Origin of the sequence: Dictyobacter alpinus (assembly GCF_003967575.1) — a bacterium.
In the GTDB taxonomy this organism is placed as follows: domain Bacteria; phylum Chloroflexota; class Ktedonobacteria; order Ktedonobacterales; family Ktedonobacteraceae; genus Dictyobacter; species Dictyobacter alpinus.
The window spans coordinates 2740001-2757559 of the sequence record NZ_BIFT01000001.1 but is presented as its reverse complement, the minus strand read 5'-3'; the positions used below and the strand labels follow the sequence as shown (position 1 = coordinate 2757559).

Annotated in this window: 13 protein-coding genes; all 13 read right to left on the bottom strand. The window is 49.4% G+C overall.

Features of this window, described 5'->3' with window-relative positions:
* Positions 1-63: 63 nt before the first annotated feature.
* The 13 genes from EL633_RS10910 to EL633_RS10850 all read right to left on the bottom strand — a co-directional run bounded on the left by EL633_RS10910 (position 64) and on the right by EL633_RS10850 (position 17545).
* A complete protein-coding gene (locus tag EL633_RS10910) occupies positions 64-1302 on the bottom strand; it encodes a vWA domain-containing protein (protein WP_126627205.1) in 1239 nt (412 codons plus the stop codon).
* A 119-nt stretch (positions 1303-1421) separates the two neighbouring features.
* Positions 1422-3458, bottom strand: coding sequence for a protein phosphatase 2C domain-containing protein (locus EL633_RS10905; RefSeq protein ID WP_161982077.1), 2037 nt, complete (start codon positions 3456-3458; stop codon positions 1422-1424).
* A 13-nt stretch (positions 3459-3471) separates the two neighbouring features.
* Positions 3472-5538 (bottom strand): protein kinase domain-containing protein, encoded by a 2067-nt coding sequence (locus EL633_RS10900; RefSeq protein WP_126627203.1) that lies wholly within the window; start codon positions 5536-5538, stop codon positions 3472-3474.
* A 32-nt stretch (positions 5539-5570) separates the two neighbouring features.
* Complete coding sequence (locus EL633_RS10895) at positions 5571-6455, bottom strand: PP2C family protein-serine/threonine phosphatase (RefSeq protein WP_126627202.1); 885 nt, start codon at positions 6453-6455, stop codon at positions 5571-5573.
* A gap of 581 nt (positions 6456-7036) precedes the next feature.
* Positions 7037-8458, bottom strand: coding sequence for a ribosome biogenesis GTPase Der (gene der, locus EL633_RS10890; RefSeq protein ID WP_126627201.1), 1422 nt, complete (start codon positions 8456-8458; stop codon positions 7037-7039).
* A 361-nt stretch (positions 8459-8819) separates the two neighbouring features.
* On the bottom strand, positions 8820-9821 hold the full coding sequence (locus EL633_RS10885) for a ribose-phosphate diphosphokinase (protein ID WP_126627200.1): 1002 nt from the start codon (positions 9819-9821) through the stop codon (positions 8820-8822).
* 45 nt (positions 9822-9866) lie between these two features.
* A complete protein-coding gene (locus EL633_RS10880) occupies positions 9867-11591 on the bottom strand; it encodes an N-acetylmuramoyl-L-alanine amidase (RefSeq protein ID WP_161982076.1) in 1725 nt (574 codons plus the stop codon).
* Between the two features lie 349 nt (positions 11592-11940).
* The gene (locus tag EL633_RS10875; protein ID WP_126627198.1) at positions 11941-12435 is read right to left on the bottom strand and encodes a YggT family protein; all 495 of its coding nucleotides are present in this window, start codon (positions 12433-12435) and stop codon (positions 11941-11943) included.
* A 127-nt stretch (positions 12436-12562) separates the two neighbouring features.
* On the bottom strand, positions 12563-14326 hold the full coding sequence (locus tag EL633_RS10870; RefSeq protein WP_161982075.1) for a DUF2079 domain-containing protein: 1764 nt from the start codon (positions 14324-14326) through the stop codon (positions 12563-12565).
* A gap of 114 nt (positions 14327-14440) precedes the next feature.
* On the bottom strand, positions 14441-15040 hold the full coding sequence (locus EL633_RS10865; protein ID WP_126627196.1) for a metal-dependent hydrolase: 600 nt from the start codon (positions 15038-15040) through the stop codon (positions 14441-14443).
* Positions 15041-15487: 447 nt separating this feature from the next.
* Positions 15488-15814: a Rieske (2Fe-2S) protein gene (locus EL633_RS10860; RefSeq protein ID WP_126627195.1), complete on the bottom strand. Its 327-nt coding sequence runs from the start codon at positions 15812-15814 to the stop codon at positions 15488-15490.
* Between the two features lie 19 nt (positions 15815-15833).
* The gene (gene sufU, locus EL633_RS10855; protein WP_126627194.1) at positions 15834-16232 is read right to left on the bottom strand and encodes a Fe-S cluster assembly sulfur transfer protein SufU; all 399 of its coding nucleotides are present in this window, start codon (positions 16230-16232) and stop codon (positions 15834-15836) included.
* Positions 16233-16264: 32 nt separating this feature from the next.
* A complete protein-coding gene (locus EL633_RS10850; RefSeq protein ID WP_126627193.1) occupies positions 16265-17545 on the bottom strand; it encodes a cysteine desulfurase in 1281 nt (426 codons plus the stop codon).
* Positions 17546-17559: the final 14 nt, after the last annotated feature.

The following is a 17559-nucleotide window of genomic DNA, read 5'->3' as shown; positions in this document are numbered from 1 at the left end:
CCCGGCAGAAGGGCTATCCGCCCTCCTGCACCTCCCTACCCATGCCAATTGGTAACATATATATTACGGAAGCAGATCGTCTAATCGTTGAGTGAGTTTGCGTGTCTTATTGCCAATTGATTTAACTTGTTCTTGAGAAATTTGCTGACCCTGGTTGATCTGTTCGATCGCTGAGAGTGTTTCAGCATCCAACACACGTGTCACATTGGGTGCGATTTTGGTGGTCGCTTTACCGGTGCGTTTGTATTCGTCCAGGATGCGGGTCACCAGGCGTTGGGCGTTGGATTTTTCAGCGAAGTTCATGACCATAGCGTTGACCTGCGCGGTCTGGTTGGCGTCGTTGCTAAATGTCACTTTAATATCTTCGCGAATCTTCTCATTGGTTAAGCCAACTACTGGTACGTCGTATGTTAGTTCAGCCTGGGCAATACGGAAGAGTCCTGCTGGGCGAGGATCAATCATGAGCTCGACCAGGACCGATTGCGCGGTCTCCTTCTCGAGATCTCCAAGGCTGATGACAACCTGGCGATCCGATAGGGAAGAGCCCTCAACCTCACGAATCAATGGTAAAACTTTCACAGCTTTACGCGGTGTTACACCGGCAGGTAAACGTAGGGTGACGGTAGCGTTACGGACCGCAACGGCCACAGCACTCTGGACCTGCTGCTCAAACAGAGCCATGGCGTCAGCAGGAGTTCGAATAAACTCGGCCGGCACGCCACCACTCAACTGACCCACATCATCCAGCAATCCTTCATCCCAGTCGGAGCCGATGCCCAAAGGATAAATCGAAATGCCAGAGGCGGCGGCATCCCGCGCCAGCTGACGACAACGATCAGTATCACCATAGGTGACACCGTCCGTCAAGAGGATCATACGATTAACCGCATTGGGAATATTCCAGCGGCGCAGTTCGCCTAATCCCTGGATCATACCAAGAGACATGGTGGTACCACCAGCGTCCTGAATACGATCGATTGCTGCTTTCATACCTGGTTTGTCATTGGCAGGCATAGATGGGATAATCACTTGTGCGGAATCGTCAAAAATGACCACTGAGATGTAGTCGGTAGGCTCAAGACGGTCGATTACCATCTTTACCGCTTCACGTACGTTTCTCAGTTTCGCACCCTTCATCGAGCCTGAATGGTCAATCACCAGGGCAAAATTCAATGGCATTCTTACCTGTGCCATTAAAGCCGTCGGCTTGGCTTCTAATAACAGATATGCGAGCTGGCTACCACCAGTCACTGGCATATAATCTTTACCAAGCTGATAGGCCAGGGTTACCTCTCCGGGCATATTACATCTGCTCCTTTCGCATTCGGCTGGTCCCTAGTATATCATAAATCCCTTGACCAACATGGCAGGACGCATCAGGCCCCAATCCATGTTGGCTAACAGGACATATAATGCAGCAGTTAGCGTATAAAAACGACAACGGCGCTGATATTGTCTTCTCCACCGTTAGCGTTGGCGGTCTCAATCAGTTGCGCGCAGGCAGCCTGTGGATCTGGCGCTTGATTAAGAATACTGGCAATCTGCGGATCGCGGATCATCTCCCACAATCCATCCGAGCAACTTAACAGGATATCACCTGGATGAACCTGCTGCGTAAACAGATCAACCTGCACATTTTGTTTATCACCAATGCTACGGAAAATCTGGTTGCGCTGCGGATGGGTATAAACGTCATCCGGTTCGATGATTCCTCCTGCCACCAACTGACCGACCAGCGAGTGATCGTTCGTCAACTGATAGAGTTTTTCGTCACGTAACATATACGTACGACTGTCCCCTACGTTGAAGATATACGCATGATCCCCGACAACCATAAAACCTGTCAGGGTTGAACCCATATCAGATTTCTCTTTCTGGTTGATCTGACAAAGGCTGGTATTGGCATCTTCAACCGCGCCACGCAGGATTTCTTTGTAGGTTTCATCATCTACTTTGGGCTTTGCTTCTCCAGCCTTCTCGGCCTGTAAAGGAGCCAGCAAGAGCTCACGGGTGACGCGTTCGGAGATCAAGGCGATGGTGGTACGGCTCGCGCCCTGACCATTCGCATGACCACCCATACCATCGGCGACCACAAAGAGTCCTGCCGGTGAGGCAATCGATTCGTGTACACGCTCAAAGACCAGGGTCATGGTGCTGTCTTCATTAGCCTCACTACGGCGTACAGCACCCGCATCTGAGTCGCAGGCTGCTACCAGGTGTACGCCATTAGGGAACTCAGCCTGAGCCGTCTGTGGCTGCTCTACGACGTAGGTAACGCCATCCTCTACAAAGGTGTTAACGATAGATCCTTGTAACACCTGTGCTTCATTGGTCTGCGCACCTGTCGCCGGATATTCATGGAGAATATACGAAGCATTGAGCAGTTCAGCGCCACAGTCCAGACAGAACTCATCACCTTCAGTATTTTCTTCAGAACCGCAGTTCCAACAATGCAGGTAACCCTGTCGATCTGTGACAATATAGGTCTGTTCAGCCTCGGCCGTATTAAGAACCTGCATGACCTCATAGCGGCCACCAACGGTTTTACCCACTTCTAAAGTTGGTAAGGCGGTTGGATTTGCCTCGGCAGAAACTTCTGCATTCGGGGTCTGCTCAGGTGTATTGGCTTCTATTTCGCCTTCATTTGTGGTTGGCTCCACATTTTCCTCCTTTGTGGGTCCGGTCACGCCTTCTACTGGCGTAGCGGTACCCTGGTATGTCTCTTCTTGCTCCACCTGCTGATCACCAACTGGTACAGAAGATGTTGCATCTGTCTGGACCGCTGGTGGAGGTGCAGGTGCCTGCGCATCTGTCGCGGCGGCGTGCCCATTAACCAGTGCTTCAGGAACACTGCCCGCTACCAATGTATCGGGCTCCGTGGACGCTTCAGCTATGTTGGCAGCAGAAGAGGGTGAGGCCATGGAAGCCCTATCCGGCTCAACGGGAGCGGCTGGAATACTTGCTGACTGCGTTGGTGCTTGATCAGGTGTCGCGCCGGGTCTCATCAGTATGGTGGGAGCGTCAGCGATATCACTATAAGCGGCTTCACTTTGATGCCCACGCTCGGCTTCCTGTTGCCAGCGTTTGGCATGAAAGGCCAGCATCTGCTGCTGCGTCAGGATCTGCGTGGGGGCCTGGCTCACATCCTCTTCACTGGTCCCATCTTGTTCAGCGCTGCTCTGCTCCTTCTCAGCACTATCCTGTTGCTGGACAGGGGCCTCAGAAGCAGCGGTCGGAGCCGCGGCTCTAGCCTGCGCATTCTCCTCATCAGCCTGGACAGCATTGTCAGGAGCGGAGGAGGGCGGCGGTGTTCCCTGTGTCTGATCCTGATCGGCTATTGTTGGCTGTTCTGCTACTTCTGGCTGTTCAGCCACTACTTCAACCGCCAATGGCTGACCACAACCTTTGCAGAACCTGGCATTATCACGATTTTGTGTATGACACAACGGACAGAGCATTCCTGCCCTCCTTCTAAAGTTGTTTTTGTAAACGGATAGCTTCGGCATTCTTTGGATCACGCAGTAGCGCCTCGTTCACCATTTGCCTGGCATCCGATTTCTTTTTCAAATTGGAAAAACATGTTGCCATCGCGCTATAGATGGAAGCGGAACGTGGATTTACTTGCTGCGCCCGACGAAGAGCGCTTAAAGCATAGTTCCATTCCTTTTCCCTCATATGGGCACGCCCTAGCTCATACCAGGCTTCCCATAAAGCGGGATCAATCTGTGTGGCATTCCGCAAAGAGGTGATCGCCGCCGGTAGCTGGTTTTTCATATCCATATAGATACGCCCCAGCGCTACCAGGATTAACGCATGATCCGGGTTGATCTCCAATCCTCGTTTGAAGTAGCCTACAGCCTCGCTGGTCAGGCCTTGTTCCGAGGTGACTAATCCCAGTTGATAATACACGGCAGGATCATCCGGGGCAGTTGCCTGCGCCTTTTTGAAGGCTGCCAGTGCTAAAGGATACAGAGCCAGGTCTCGATAACACATACCTAATTGGAAACGAGCATCCATAGCATCAGATTTTATACGCAAGGCTTCCTCAAAATATTCAGCGGCATGCTTCATATTTTCAGTAAAGAGCGTTTGATTGGTTTCACGTACTGATTGCCCATATTGTCGGTAAGCGCGTCCTAGATTGTAGAGAGAGTCATAAGCGGACGCACCCTGACTTTGCGATAGTTTGAATTGACGAATAGCTTCCACATAGTTTTTTTGGGCCAGCGCCTGTAGACCAGCACGATAAGCAACCATAGGATCGGTGGCCGCTGGCGTGGTGACCGGACGCGCCCGAATCGGCTGGACGGTCCTGGCTGGCACGCTGCCATTCGATTGCACCGGTCGCGCTTTAATTGGTTGCGATTGTACCGGTCGCGCTTTAATTGATGGCGATTGTACCGGTCGTGCCTGAATACCCGAGCGCACAGGTTGCGCACGAATCTGCGGGGGCGCGATCGTGGCACCCTGCACTAATGGCTGACCATCACGCTTACAAAATTTTGCCCCCGGCCGATTTTGAAAGCCGCACTTGGGACAAATGATTCCTCCGCCTCCTACACCAATGGCGGTTGGCACAATAATGGTTGAATTCGGTGAAAGTGCGGGAATCTGAACCGTTGAGGGTGCGGCAACTTGCGGCAAACATTGTATTAATGCGACCCGCATTGCCTCAGCACTTTGAAAACGCTGTGCAGGATCCTGTTGCATCGCCTTAATAATGACCTGTTCTACAGGACATATGACTTTATTTCCCAATTGAACCGTTTTTAGACGGGGATTTTTCGCCAGCACACTGCCCTGCGGTGGGGTCTGAATAGGATCAGGTTCGTAGTTAGTCAATAAGTGATACATAGTTGCACCCAGAGAATATATATCTGAGCGTGCATCTGTCTGAACTAACTTCCCCGGATTCTGAGCTGAGCGACGCTGACCTGGCATCGTAATCGATCCTAAATGCTCGGGTGAGGCATATGAGATGGTCCCGAGATTTTCGGTATTCGTGCGCTTATTCGGATCGAAACGGCGTGCTATACCGAAATCGATCAACTGCACCTCGTCATCTTGCGCAACCATGATGTTTCCCGGCTTTAAGTCGCGCAAAATGATGGGTGGATTCCGTGTATGAATATAGGTCAGAGCTTCACAGACCTGGACCATCCATCTAATTACCTGTTCCTCTGGCAATGGGCCTCGACTCGTCTCTAGAATTTTCTCCAGACTACGACCAGGCACAAACTCCATGACAAAGTAGTAATTGCCTCGCTCCTGAAAGGGAAGCATTAAGGCGGCAATACGTGGATGTTTCAATCCCCGTAACAGGGCAATTTCTTTATTGAAGCGGTCAATGGCCGCTTTGCGATCTTCTTCGCTTGTGTTGGGACTAATGAGCAGTTCTTTGACGGCATAATAATAGGGAGGAGTACCTGGCGGGGTTCCAATCTGTTCAACTTTATAGACGGTGCCCATACCACCTTCGCCAAGAATCTGCACAATTTTAAATTTTCCGTCAAGGACAGTACCTATTGGGAGAGCCATACAAACATTTTCTCCAAAAGCGCTCAGGATACTTAGAGGGCACTTACATGCACAACAATCGCGGAGATGTTGTCTTCTCCTCCGTTGGCATTTGCCAGGTCGATTAGTGTGTCGCAAATAACTTGCGGACTATTCTGCTCTCCAAGCGCTTTGAGCAGATCCTGGTGCCGTATCATTTCCCATAATCCATCAGAACACAAGAGTAACTTGTCTCCAGGTTGAAGCACTTCATGGAATATATCTACTTCTACGTGTTTATGGCCCGCTCCTAGCGAGCGATAAATCAAGTTGCGTTGCGGGTGGGTGTAGACATCTTCTGCTTCGATTTGCTTTGATTCGACTAAACGCGCAACCAGCGAATGGTCTCTGGTGACAGGAGTTAAATTGTTTCCTCGTAATAGATACGTACGACTGTCTCCAACGTTGGCGATATACGCCTGATTATTTTGAATTAATGCTGCCGTGACGGTACTACCCAGACCTCGGGCCGATGACTTTTTATCACCATAATCAACAATAGCTTTGTTGGCTTGCTGAATAGCTGCCTCTAGTTGATCTCCGATTAAAGAGACCGCTTGCGTTTCAGGCAATTTCTGGGTCTTTTGCTTAGCGGATACATTTTCGGGAGTAGAATTCATTTTAGCTGTATTTTTGGGATCAAGGGCTGATTTTTCTAGTTTGATGGTGGGTTGGTCATGTACAGGTTTGAAGAAAAAGTCTAACGCTTTACTGATTGTCTCCACGGCCAATCTGCTCGCCACCTCTCCTGCCTTATAGCCTCCCATGCCGTCAGCCACAACAAATAAGCCGCGATCACCATCTTCTGAGGATTCTACACGTTTATAAGCATAGTCCTCATTCTGTTCACGTTGTTTCCCAACATCAGTTTTATCAGCAGCAGTCAGTTTTAAATGCATATTAAATTACCTCACCCAAGCAGGAGACTCCTCTGTCCGTTACATGTCCACTATAGCATATAGGAGTATTCGTGACAATTGCAGCATGCCGAATAACATAGTTCTATATTTATTGCATGAATATGTTGTTCACTTTAGAAGTGTACATCAATAATACGCAATAAAAAGCCCTACGGTTGTAGTGGCATTTTTTTTTGCTCTGGTGAAGGGATAGGAGGTGGTTTTTTGTGCTCGGCACACTCGTCCCCTGACGGGGACTTGCATATTATAAGTAGATCGTGCAAAAAGGTGCTGAGCACCTTTTTGCACGATCTACTTATAATATGTTTTTAAGCGATGTGATCATACTATCAAGAGCACCATCAGGGATACCAATCTGTTTATAATGTGGGGCGAAAAAGGTGCTCAGCACCTTTTTGCACGATCTACTTATAATATGTTTTTAAGCGATGTGATCATACTATCAAGAGCACCATCAGGGACACTCAATCTGTTCATAATGTGGGGCGAAAAAGGTGCTCAGCACCTTTTCGCCCCACATTATGAACATGCAAGTTCCCGCCAGGGAACGAGTGCGGGTTTTAGCGTCGTTCGTCGAGCTCTTTTTTGGAGCGTGGCCTGAATTGCAGGCGGATAGCCGTTCCTCGGAAGCTGAATGCTTCGCGCAGCCGATTCTCCAGGTAGCGCTCGTATGAGAAGTGGACAGCTTCGGTGTCATTCACAAAAAAGACAAAGGTTGGCGGATTGACACGTGCCTGAGTAGCGTAGAAGATCTTTAAAGGCTTGTGCTTGAGCACAGTGGGACTATGGCGGCGTGTGGCTTCCTGGACGATTTCGTTGAGGCGGGCCGTTGGCACACGCAGATAGCGCATCTCGGCGATTTTGACGGCCGCTTCCAGAATTGATTTGACATGATAGCCGGTTTTAGCGGAGGCAAACAGGATTGGCGCGTAAGGAATAAACTTGAGTCCTTCGGCCAGGATATCGCGATACTCGTCAGCACTGTTGATTTCATCATCAGGATGGGCGTAGACACCTTCACGCTCGGCTTTGCGCTGCTCCTGGGCCAAGTCCCATTTATTGACGACAACAATCACGCCCTTGCTATTCTCGTGGATAGCTCCAGCAATGTGGGTATCCTGAGCGGCCAGGCCTTCGGTGGCATCGAGCATCAGGATCGCCACATCACTACGCTCAAGCGCACGCTCAGAGCGCAGGACGCTATACTTTTCGACTCCAACTCCGATACGGCCACGGCGACGAATACCAGCGGTATCAACCAGCCGGATCTTCTTGCCCTCAAACTCAAAGTTGGTATCGATCGCGTCACGAGTTGTGCCTGGAACATTGCTGACAATCGAGCGATTCGAGCCCGTAATAGCGTTCAGCAACGAGGATTTTCCGACGTTTGGGCGACCAACGATCGAGATACGGATAATATCCTCATCTGACTCATCATCCGACTCATCAGCGGGTGGCAACTCTTCCACAATACGGTCCAGCAGATCACCGGTACCCACACCCTGAATAGAAGAGATCACAATTGGCTCACCCAGTCCCAGGGTGTAGAACTCAACCGCGTCCATACGACGATCTTTATTATCGGCTTTATTGGCGGCGATAATCACAGGTTTCTCGGTATGACGCAACTTCTGGGCCACATCTTCATCTGCGGCCGTGATACCAGAGCGAGCATCCACCATAAACACAATCACATCAGCCTCATCAATGGCCAATTGCGCCTGAGACATCACGTGATCCATCAGATCGCCCGGCTGGCCATTCAGTCCCACATGACCAACAGGAAGACCAGAACTCAATTCCAGACCGCCGGTATCGATCAGCGTAAACTCACGTCCATTCCAATCAGTATCACCATACAAACGATCACGGGTGGTACCTGGCATGTCTTCAACAATAGCGAGGCGCTCGCCAATCATACGATTAAAAAATGTGGATTTGCCGACGTTTGGTCGGCCAACAATAGCAACTAGCGGCTTCATAAATGCCCCTCCACCCTTTCCTGGTGCAAGAAAATTCAATGTATTTCAATCGTGTGAGCATAGGTAGCCGCAATCAAGCGGCCTTCACGATTGGCTTTTTTAGACTTGGCCATGCGAGCTCACTGTAAGCTGACGCTGCGCGTGGCTATTATAACATGTATCACCTGCGCAATCCCAGGTGTCTCAAGGGTGCAGGATTCTCCCTGCCGAGGGCATTACAGCAATTATCCCTTGCACTATGTGTTCACGTGATCCCAAGGCTAGATAGGAGCGGTCTGGGACAGCATGAACCAGCGATATACATCATCCGGAAGAGGAAAAAAATAGCGTTCCTTACGAATATACAGCTACCTTAGCACTACTACCAGAACAATTCAGAGACTGAACGGCCATCGTGGATACGGCTAATGGTGCCAGCAATGAGCTCGGCCACAGAAAGCACGGTAAGATTAGCCAGTTCATCCGGTTTTGGAGATGGAATGGAATCGGTGATCACGATCTCTTTGATCGGTGCCTTGTTCAGGCGTTCAATAGCCGATCCTGAGAAAATGCCATGGGTTGCACAGCAATAGATATCGAGTGCCCCATTCTCACGCACTACACGTACCGCCTGACTTAAGGAGCCCGCGGTATCAATCTCATCGTCGACGATCAGGGCATTCCGACCTTCAACATTACCAATAATACCCATCGCTTCTGTCTGACCATTGTTTCCCAGACGACGCTTCTCTACAATTGCCAGGGGAGCATCCAAGCGATCAGCCAGTTTACGAGCTTTTTTGGCAAAGCCTTCGTCCGCTGAGACGACAATGAAATTTTGCAGATTTTTATCGGCAAAATAGCGTGCCTGGGTTATCTGGGCCGTCAACTCATCGACAGGTATATTAAAAAAGCCCTGGATCTGTCCGGCATGCATATCCATAGTCAGGACCCGATCCGCGCCAGCAACAGTAATACAATCTGCGATCAAGCGAGCCGTAATCGGAACACGCGGCTGATCTTTCTTGTCTGTACGTCCATACGCATAGTATGGAATGACTGCCGTAATGCGTGCCGCCGAAGCACGCTTCAAAGCGTCCAGCATGATCAATAATTCCATAATAGAACGATTGACGGGCGTACTGAATGGCTGAATGACAAAAACATCGCGACCGCGTACGTTCTCATTAATCTTGACGAAAATGTTTTCGTTGCTAAATTGAAACACATCTGCATCACCAAGTGGAATGCGCAGATGTCGACATATAGCTGCCGCTAGCGGACGGTTTGCGTTCCCGCTGAAGATACTCAAGTCGTCCAAAATGCACCTCCTGGTAGCAAAAAGTATATCACATTGCCAGCGGGTGTGATAGATTAAGTTCATTTTTATGGCTACGTTCAGACACAGTGCGTCCGCATACGGTCCTACTTAAACATCAACATTTGATGCTGGTATCCAGGCCTGACGATGATTATAATTGATTTCATACCAATCATCATCCTCACCTTGAACTTTGAGGCCTGCCACGAAGGTGGCTCCATCAGGCGCATCCCCAAGCTGATATTTTTTGTCACTGTCTGGTTTACTATAGACTTTACTATCATCATTAAGTGCGACCACTATGCCATTGCCACCATTATTGAGCGAGTCAGGTGGGACCGCCAACCAGACCTGCCGGGCAGTAGCAAGATGACTGGATTTCCTGTCACGTAGATGGGTTTCCAGGCCATACCAGATCTGGTACATGCCATATCCCGTACCCGCCTTGTCAAAAGTGAAATTTGTATACGCATAGCTTATGCCTGTTCCAACATTGTTTACTTCATCAGTACCAGTGTGATCTCCCGGCGGGGCCGCAAGAGCAGAACGCGTACTGGGACCACTATAGACGGAGAAAAAATTGTGATTGTCGCTCGTCTCGCGGCCATTCAGGCCCGTGAGGAAACGATCTGAAGGTGGGCTGATTGTAATAATATTGGTAGCGCGCGCCCATTTGTTGGGATACGGGACGCCCGCGGCATTGATCAATTTGAAGTAGTAGCCCCAGAGCCAGTAAGGGCCGGGATCAACATGATTGGGTGCCACGGAGAGCATTGGAGCAGGAACATCTCCATGTCCAATGACGTGTGATCGATCCAATGGAATATGGTATTTCTTCAGGAGATAGGCCGTTAGTTTTGCCGAGGCCAGATACTGGGTTGCATTATACCAACGGTAGCCTGTCGCAGCATAACCAGAATGTTCAATACCAATCGAGTGTTGGTTATACCAATAATTTCCTAGATGATAAGCAATATCAGTCTCATGAACGACCTGATAGACAGTACCATTACTATCCACAATATAGTGCACACTGACCTCGCTTTTTACGTTGTGCATGATTTTGAGCGCGCTGATGGCAGGCCCTTCAATATCATGGATAGCGACAAATGGAAGTGAATATTTTTCTGGTCGTTTGGCGCTTTCATACGTGCATGGAGCTTTATCGGGTACCTTGCTACACTCAAATGTTTTGGCATTCACAATACAATTGATGGCACCAGGATAATCCGTTTGCCCATTCCGTTTACATCCCCCAGGGAGCGCCTCCTCCTGAAATGGTTGCACCAGCGGCTGGGAACCTGCATATTTGTGCTCAATCTGCGTCAGATGCATCGGGCGCGGCTGCACTGCTTGTGGGGATAAAGTAACCCGATCGCCAGCTTCCGCGGTTGCCACGAATCCTTCTTGTATGATTTTGTAGACGGCATCCGCGTACATCTGCTCCACATCAGGGGCGGAGGCTCCACTATAAGCACCCAGTACGGTAGACCAGGAGTCAAGTCCGCTGGAAACAGAAGCGGATCCAGAGAGGAGGCGTTTATAATCCCGCAAAACGGCGGCTCCCCCACGAATATTGGTGGCTAGATCGGTCTTAAGCACTGCCTTGTCGACGTTTAAATCCTGCGCGGCCTGAGCCAGCGTGGTATGCTCAGCGTTCTCTGTCAGATGCATACAACCATAACCGTTATCAGCGCTGGCGATGCCATTATGATTGCTTAAACCACCTTCCAGATAACATACTGCCTTCAGGATTGGGACCGGTACATCAAACTCAGAGAAGGCCTGCTCGAAAATCTGGTTGATAGGACTCATTGCGTGTACTGATGGCACAGAACCACGCCATAAGCTGTTGCCAACGCTGCCAATAGAAATAAAGGCAACTAATGTTAGCACAAGAGAAGAACGGTACATGTTAAATTGATGGTGTATGGACATACGGAGGTACTTTCTCTGCGACTGCACAACATCACTACTGCACAACATTACTACTGGAGGAGATCACAACTACACAACCACACACTACTGGAAAAATAAATGCTGCTAGCACTACTATTATGATTGTATCAAAAAAACTAGCCGATCAGAAAGCAAGGCAGAAGAAATTAGGGGTATGGAGTATGGTCGCTACCAACCATACTCCATACCCCCAAGATCTAAAAAACAAAGAAAAGTCCATTATTTAGCTTGTAGGCTCTTCCGGGCTGGAAATGAGAATACTCAAGAAGCGGCGTACCGCCCAGAAGATAAGCCAATAAATGAGCATCGCGATCAAAGTTGACCACTCAAATTCCTGGGCCTGACTAATCTTGAGTGGATTGACAATGGTGGCAAATGGAAACATCGCGATATCGGTTAATGAATATAAAAACCCGACAAAGAGATTCGTCTGAAGGGCTCCGATCAATTTTAAGAAAAAACGAATGACCAGGGTCACTTCTAGTACCACGAGAAACCATTGGAGGAAATCGTTGAGTTTTCCAATGGCATAACGAACCGTGCGAGCTTCTTCCTGGCGTGTCTCTGCATTCTCTACTTCCTGCACCGTTTCTTGTGTCGATGCAGGCAACGGCGCTGGCACAGCTCTCGGCGGTAGATCTGCCATGCGCTCACGCTGCGGTAACACGTCAGTCGGTGGGACACGATTTGGTTCGTCTGGATATGGATTATTGCGCATCCTGCAATCCTCTCATAACACGTCATTTTATTATGTGAACACAGCCAGAAAAGCTAGCAGCGTTCACGTTTGCTTTCTATAGCACACCGATCTTGTCAGAATTATAACATTCTTTTTTACCGCTGCGCTATGGTTTCTCTCTTACTAAGAGTATAACTCCATCGGCCTGCGCAACAGGCTTAAATTCTCCCGTGCGCTGTATCTGATTTAATACATCCAAAAAGTTATCTGAATAACTTTTGTTTTCTGGAGAAGCATTGTCTAAATCGACGATTACATAATCTACCATTTTATCCTGACCACGCGTAAGGGTTGCGACAGTAAGTTCAGGAAACACTGTCACATAGCGTCTCTCGGTCAGGTGTGGATTGATATTGCCTCCCGCCGAAACGACAGCATCCGCCGGGATCATGTCCAGGAGTTGCTGAATATGTTGCTCACGTGGACCAGGACGATGGTCAGCGAGAAAGCTGTTCAGTAATGGCCAGATCACAACAATATTTAACACGATCATACATACAAACCAGATGGAGAGGACTCCTTGCAATCCTGATGCTGAAAGCCAGCGTGCCAGATTTTTCATGCGCTCTTGCAGGAGTTGGCGTCGATGCTGCCAGCCGACTCGCACACGAGCCAGTTGTAAGCGCGTTGACAGGATCTTCCAGCCGTGTCTGAACCAGTTTAGCAGGCGAACGGCGCTTGAACGCAGAAAATTGAAGAGTGCAACACTACCGGGAAGCGGCTTGCCGTCAGCATAGGTTGTGCGGCCCAGTACCGCGTCTTCACGATAAAGCTCTTGTTCAGTGCTCTCTTCGCGTAAACCATACCAGTAGAAATAGAGTCGTCGCGTACCATGAATGGCCGCGATAATAACAAATGGGATGATTGCGGCATGATAATGATAAACACCGTTATGTTGGAACGATTCTGAGGCTAACAGGTTGATCGCCAGGGATGGAAGGGTGGGGATCAGCCACTCGGGTGCCAGCAAGGCCAGGAAGCCAGTACTGCGCAATAAGCCGGCCAGATAATAGACACGGTCCAGCGTCACCAGGACGCCAAAGATAATCCATGGATGGCTTAAAATATTGACGACTGCCGCCGCTGGTGTTGGTCCCAGGGCTTCATAGCGATACCAGTAATTGTCCTGCTGCGCTCCTACGTTGAAGTGGGGTTTGATCACCAGAAAGGCCAGCAGGGTCCAGACCAGACCACCAATAAAAACGGCCGTGCCCAGACGCGGAATGCGATACTTCCAGATAGCCAGCAAGGCCAGCAAGGCGACTACCGCGCCCATATCCTCTTTACAGCTCGCAACCAATATACAGAGGATGACGAACCAGACATGGCGCCGATAGGTCAGGGCCAGTACAGCATAGAGGAGGAGCGGAGTGACAAGTGTAAGTGGATGAAAGTCAAAGATATTTTCACCCAGCACCGCTGGCGCTAATAGATAGCCAAGCGCCATCAAAGGAGCTAACAGCGGGAGTGTTGGTAGCGATTTACGGGTCAATAAGAAGACCGGTAGCGCACCGGCCGCCAGCATCAGGGTCTGAAAGATCAGCAGGATACGTGGATCAGAGCCAAGCGCATACAGACCAGCCAGCAACAAAAAGATCGGCTCAACATGCTGGGCCAGCCGAATTGGCGCGCCATACCAGTTATCAGAGCGATTGGTAAATTCAAACAGATGGCCATGCAGCGTATTCCAGGTCGCCTGATCCATATTTCCCAGGTCAAAACCCGTAGCCTTAAAGACATCATAGCGCAAAATTGATTGATCACCCAATATCAAGATATAGGCAATTACCATCAATAGCAGCAATAACCAGGCAAGACGTTTTTGTGACAGGAATGAAAAGTATGAACTAGAACTAAAACGTTTTATCATCTTCATCTCATATATACGCAGACATGCCTCAATCTGAATTATTTGGGACCTCAACCAACGTGTCCTTATGGCCCAAATGGTTCAGCGTGATATATGCCTTCACCGATGCTAGCGCTAAATCGCTATCACCGCATTATAGACACCTACAGCAACAAGAATCATAATCACCCACACAATCACGAACTCCGGCCAGCTTCCAGTCCGAAAACGCCAATGGGAATTGGGTGGAAAACCGTAGCGTTGTTTGTAAGGCCAGAGCAACGGCACACCACCTAACGTCAGGGCATCCGCCGCTATATGGAAGATACAACCAAACAGCACCCCAAAGAAGAAGGTATGTGAGCCAGTGATAAATTGTGCTGGAAATTGATAGCCTCGTAACTCTAGGAGGTAGCTTACCACTCGTTCCAGACCAATGGCAAGCAATGATCCAAAAGCCAGTCCTAATAAGCTATGGAAAAAAGTTCGATGTCCCGCGAGCTTCTGGATACCTTTACTAATCACGCCCAGCTTTTGTCCTAAGGTACTACGTGCGTTATCAATATCTGGTAGCAGTGCTCCCAGACCCACCGCGAAATAATAGACGCCTTTATCGATCAGAAGATTTAATGAAACATCGTGTGAGCCTGTTAGAGGTGGGCCACTAAGATGGAATATACTGTCTATGACTACGCCTGCGGCGAGGCCAACTAAAAGATGAGAGCGACCTTGCATGTAGCATCCTTTCAATGACGAGAAAATCGATACTTCAGGCAAATTGTATGGTGCTCTACCATAACTGTCAACTCCCCATTTTACCAGATAAGCATCTCGTCTCTGTTCGTTTTTCACTCTAACGAGGAAACATAGTACTTAGCCATACGCGGGTGCTAAAGCACCCACCAGGGTTTTATATTGTGTGTCGAAATTTGTGCTGCGCACAAATTTCGACACACAATATAAAACCTTTTGAAGTCTGGCAAAACCCTTTGAAGTCTGGCAAAACCCTTTGAAGTCTGGCAAACCTTTTAAAGTTTGGTAGAAGATGCAAATTAACGTCGCGTGTGATGAATTTCTTTGCAGCATTATGAGCGGCATGGGTGTCACCATTCTGAGACAAGCGACGTAGTTACGGGGTCGTTTGTGTGGTAAGGATCCTCTCCTCATGGTTGCGCTTGCCTTTTATTCGTCGAGGGGGGGCAAGCCGATGAAGACTGAGTCGCCGTCAACTTTTACTGTATAGGTATAGAGGTCCTGGCGCGCTGGACCACGGAGGACTTTGCCGCTGCGTACATCAAAGCGGGCCAGATGCCAGGGACAGGTGATGGCGCAACCATCAAATTCTCCCTGGTTCAGTGGTCCGCTGATATGGGTGCAGTTGTCGGTAAAGGCGTAAATACCATCTTCAAGTTTTACCAGGCAGATGGGTTCACCATCAACTTCGATTGGATACAGTTTGCCCTGGATCAGTTCGCTAACTTCGGCAACTTTATAAAACTCTTCGGACATAACTCGCTTCTTCTAGCCTCTACTCATCTTCATCTTCTTGTGGTTGCTCCAGACCCGCTATGGCCAGGCCACGATGCAGGACACGCAGACCTAAAAAGGCACATTTGGTGCGCGCAGGACTAATAGGAATGCCCAGCGCTTCCAGTACATCTTCTTTTCCCAGGGCAATTACTTCTTCGAGTGTTTTGCCTTCGATCATTTCAGATAACATGGATGCGGATGCCTGACTGATGGCACAACCACGTCCCTGGAAACGTACTTCAGTGACCCGATCGTCCTCTATCAGTAGATCCATGCCCAGTTGATCGCCACAGAGAGGATTGGAATCCTCGCAGTGCACATCGGGATGCTCCAGTTTTCCATAGTTACGTGGATCTCGATAATGGTCCAATATATATTCACGATAGTCCATCGACATAGATAACTGCCCCCTTTTTTTCTCTCTCATCTTTAAAAGTGAAAGATTTGTTGCGCTTTTTGCAATCCTTGTACTAATATATCAACTTCTTGTGTGGATGTGTAGATATAAAAACTGGCTCGTGCGGTGGCGGCCAGATTATAGCGTTCCATCAATGGCTGGGCACAGTGATGGCCGGCCCGAATCGCCACGCCAACTTCCTGGTCCAGGATCGAGGCCAGATCATGGGGATGAATATCGCCCAGCGTAAAGGAGATGACACCACCGCGCTGATCCGCATCTGGTCCGTAGATAGTCAGGTCGGGTACGGCTTTGAGTGCTTGCAGGGCATAGCTGGTGATTTCGCGTTCATGTTGGCGCACATTCTCCATAACCAGCGCGCTCAAGTAATCGATGGCGGCCCCAAAGCCAATCGCCTCAGCGATAGCGGGTGTGCCAGCCTCAAATTTCCAGGGCAGGTCGTTCCAGGTGGATTCGCGCAACTTAACGGTACGGATCATATCACCACCACCCATAAATGGAGGCATGGCTTCCAGGAGTGCCTTCTTGCCATAGAGCACGCCGATACCGGTTGGTCCGAGCATCTTATGCGCGCTAAAACATAGGAAGTCTACATCCAATGCCTGTACATCCACGGGCAGATGTGGCACGCTCTGCGCGGCATCTACCAGCGTAATCGCGCCGACAGCATGCGCCTGAGCGATCATGTCATGAATAGGATTAATCGTACCCAGCACATTGGACATGTGGGTAAAGGCCACCAGTTTCGGCTGTTGCTGTAACAGGTCGGCATAGACATCCAGTTGCAGTAAGCCATCATCGGTCACAGGCACGAACTCTAAACGGGCACCGCTACGCTGGGCTAGCAGTTGCCAGGGGACCAGATTACTGTGGTGCTCCATTTCCGTTAAAATAATCAGATCGCCTGTAGAGATGTTGGCACTGCCCCAGGTATGGGCAACTAGATTGATGCTTTCGGTGGTATTACGGGTAAAAATAATTTGTTTGCTCTGGCGGGCATTGATAAAGCGAGCGATCTTCACGCGGGCCTTCTCCATGCCTGCGGTCGCCTCTTCACTGACCAGATAGACACCACGATGCACATTGGCATTGCTCATCCGATAATACTCATCCATCGACGCGAGCACCGAAGCGGGCTTCTGCGAACTGGCTGTACTATCAAGATAAACAAATGGCTTACCATGGACCTGGCGGGCAAGAATGGGGAAGTCCTGTCGAATTTCTGCAAGGGTTCGAGCAGGTAAAGTAGCATTGGTTGTGTTAGCAGGAGTAGTATTATTGGATGTAACCATAGAGTTATCGCCCC

Coding starts and splice junctions, on each gene's coding strand:
- EL633_RS10910 (WP_126627205.1), bottom strand. CDS start 1,302: ATGCCCGGAGAGGTAACCCTGGCCTATCAGCTTGGTAAAGATTATATG.
- EL633_RS10905 (WP_161982077.1), bottom strand. CDS start 3,458: ATGCTCTGTCCGTTGTGTCATACACAAAATCGTGATAATGCCAGGTTC.
- EL633_RS10900 (WP_126627203.1), bottom strand. CDS start 5,538: ATGGCTCTCCCAATAGGTACTGTCCTTGACGGAAAATTTAAAATTGTG.
- EL633_RS10895 (WP_126627202.1), bottom strand. CDS start 6,455: ATGCATTTAAAACTGACTGCTGCTGATAAAACTGATGTTGGGAAACAA.
- der (WP_126627201.1), bottom strand. CDS start 8,458: ATGAAGCCGCTAGTTGCTATTGTTGGCCGACCAAACGTCGGCAAATCC.
- EL633_RS10885 (WP_126627200.1), bottom strand. CDS start 9,821: ATGAACTTAATCTATCACACCCGCTGGCAATGTGATATACTTTTTGCT.
- EL633_RS10875 (WP_126627198.1), bottom strand. CDS start 12,435: ATGCGCAATAATCCATATCCAGACGAACCAAATCGTGTCCCACCGACT.
- EL633_RS10870 (WP_161982075.1), bottom strand. CDS start 14,326: ATGATAAAACGTTTTAGTTCTAGTTCATACTTTTCATTCCTGTCACAA.
- EL633_RS10865 (WP_126627196.1), bottom strand. CDS start 15,040: ATGCAAGGTCGCTCTCATCTTTTAGTTGGCCTCGCCGCAGGCGTAGTC.
- EL633_RS10860 (WP_126627195.1), bottom strand. CDS start 15,814: ATGTCCGAAGAGTTTTATAAAGTTGCCGAAGTTAGCGAACTGATCCAG.
- sufU (WP_126627194.1), bottom strand. CDS start 16,232: ATGTCGATGGACTATCGTGAATATATATTGGACCATTATCGAGATCCA.
- EL633_RS10850 (WP_126627193.1), bottom strand. CDS start 17,545: ATGGTTACATCCAATAATACTACTCCTGCTAACACAACCAATGCTACT.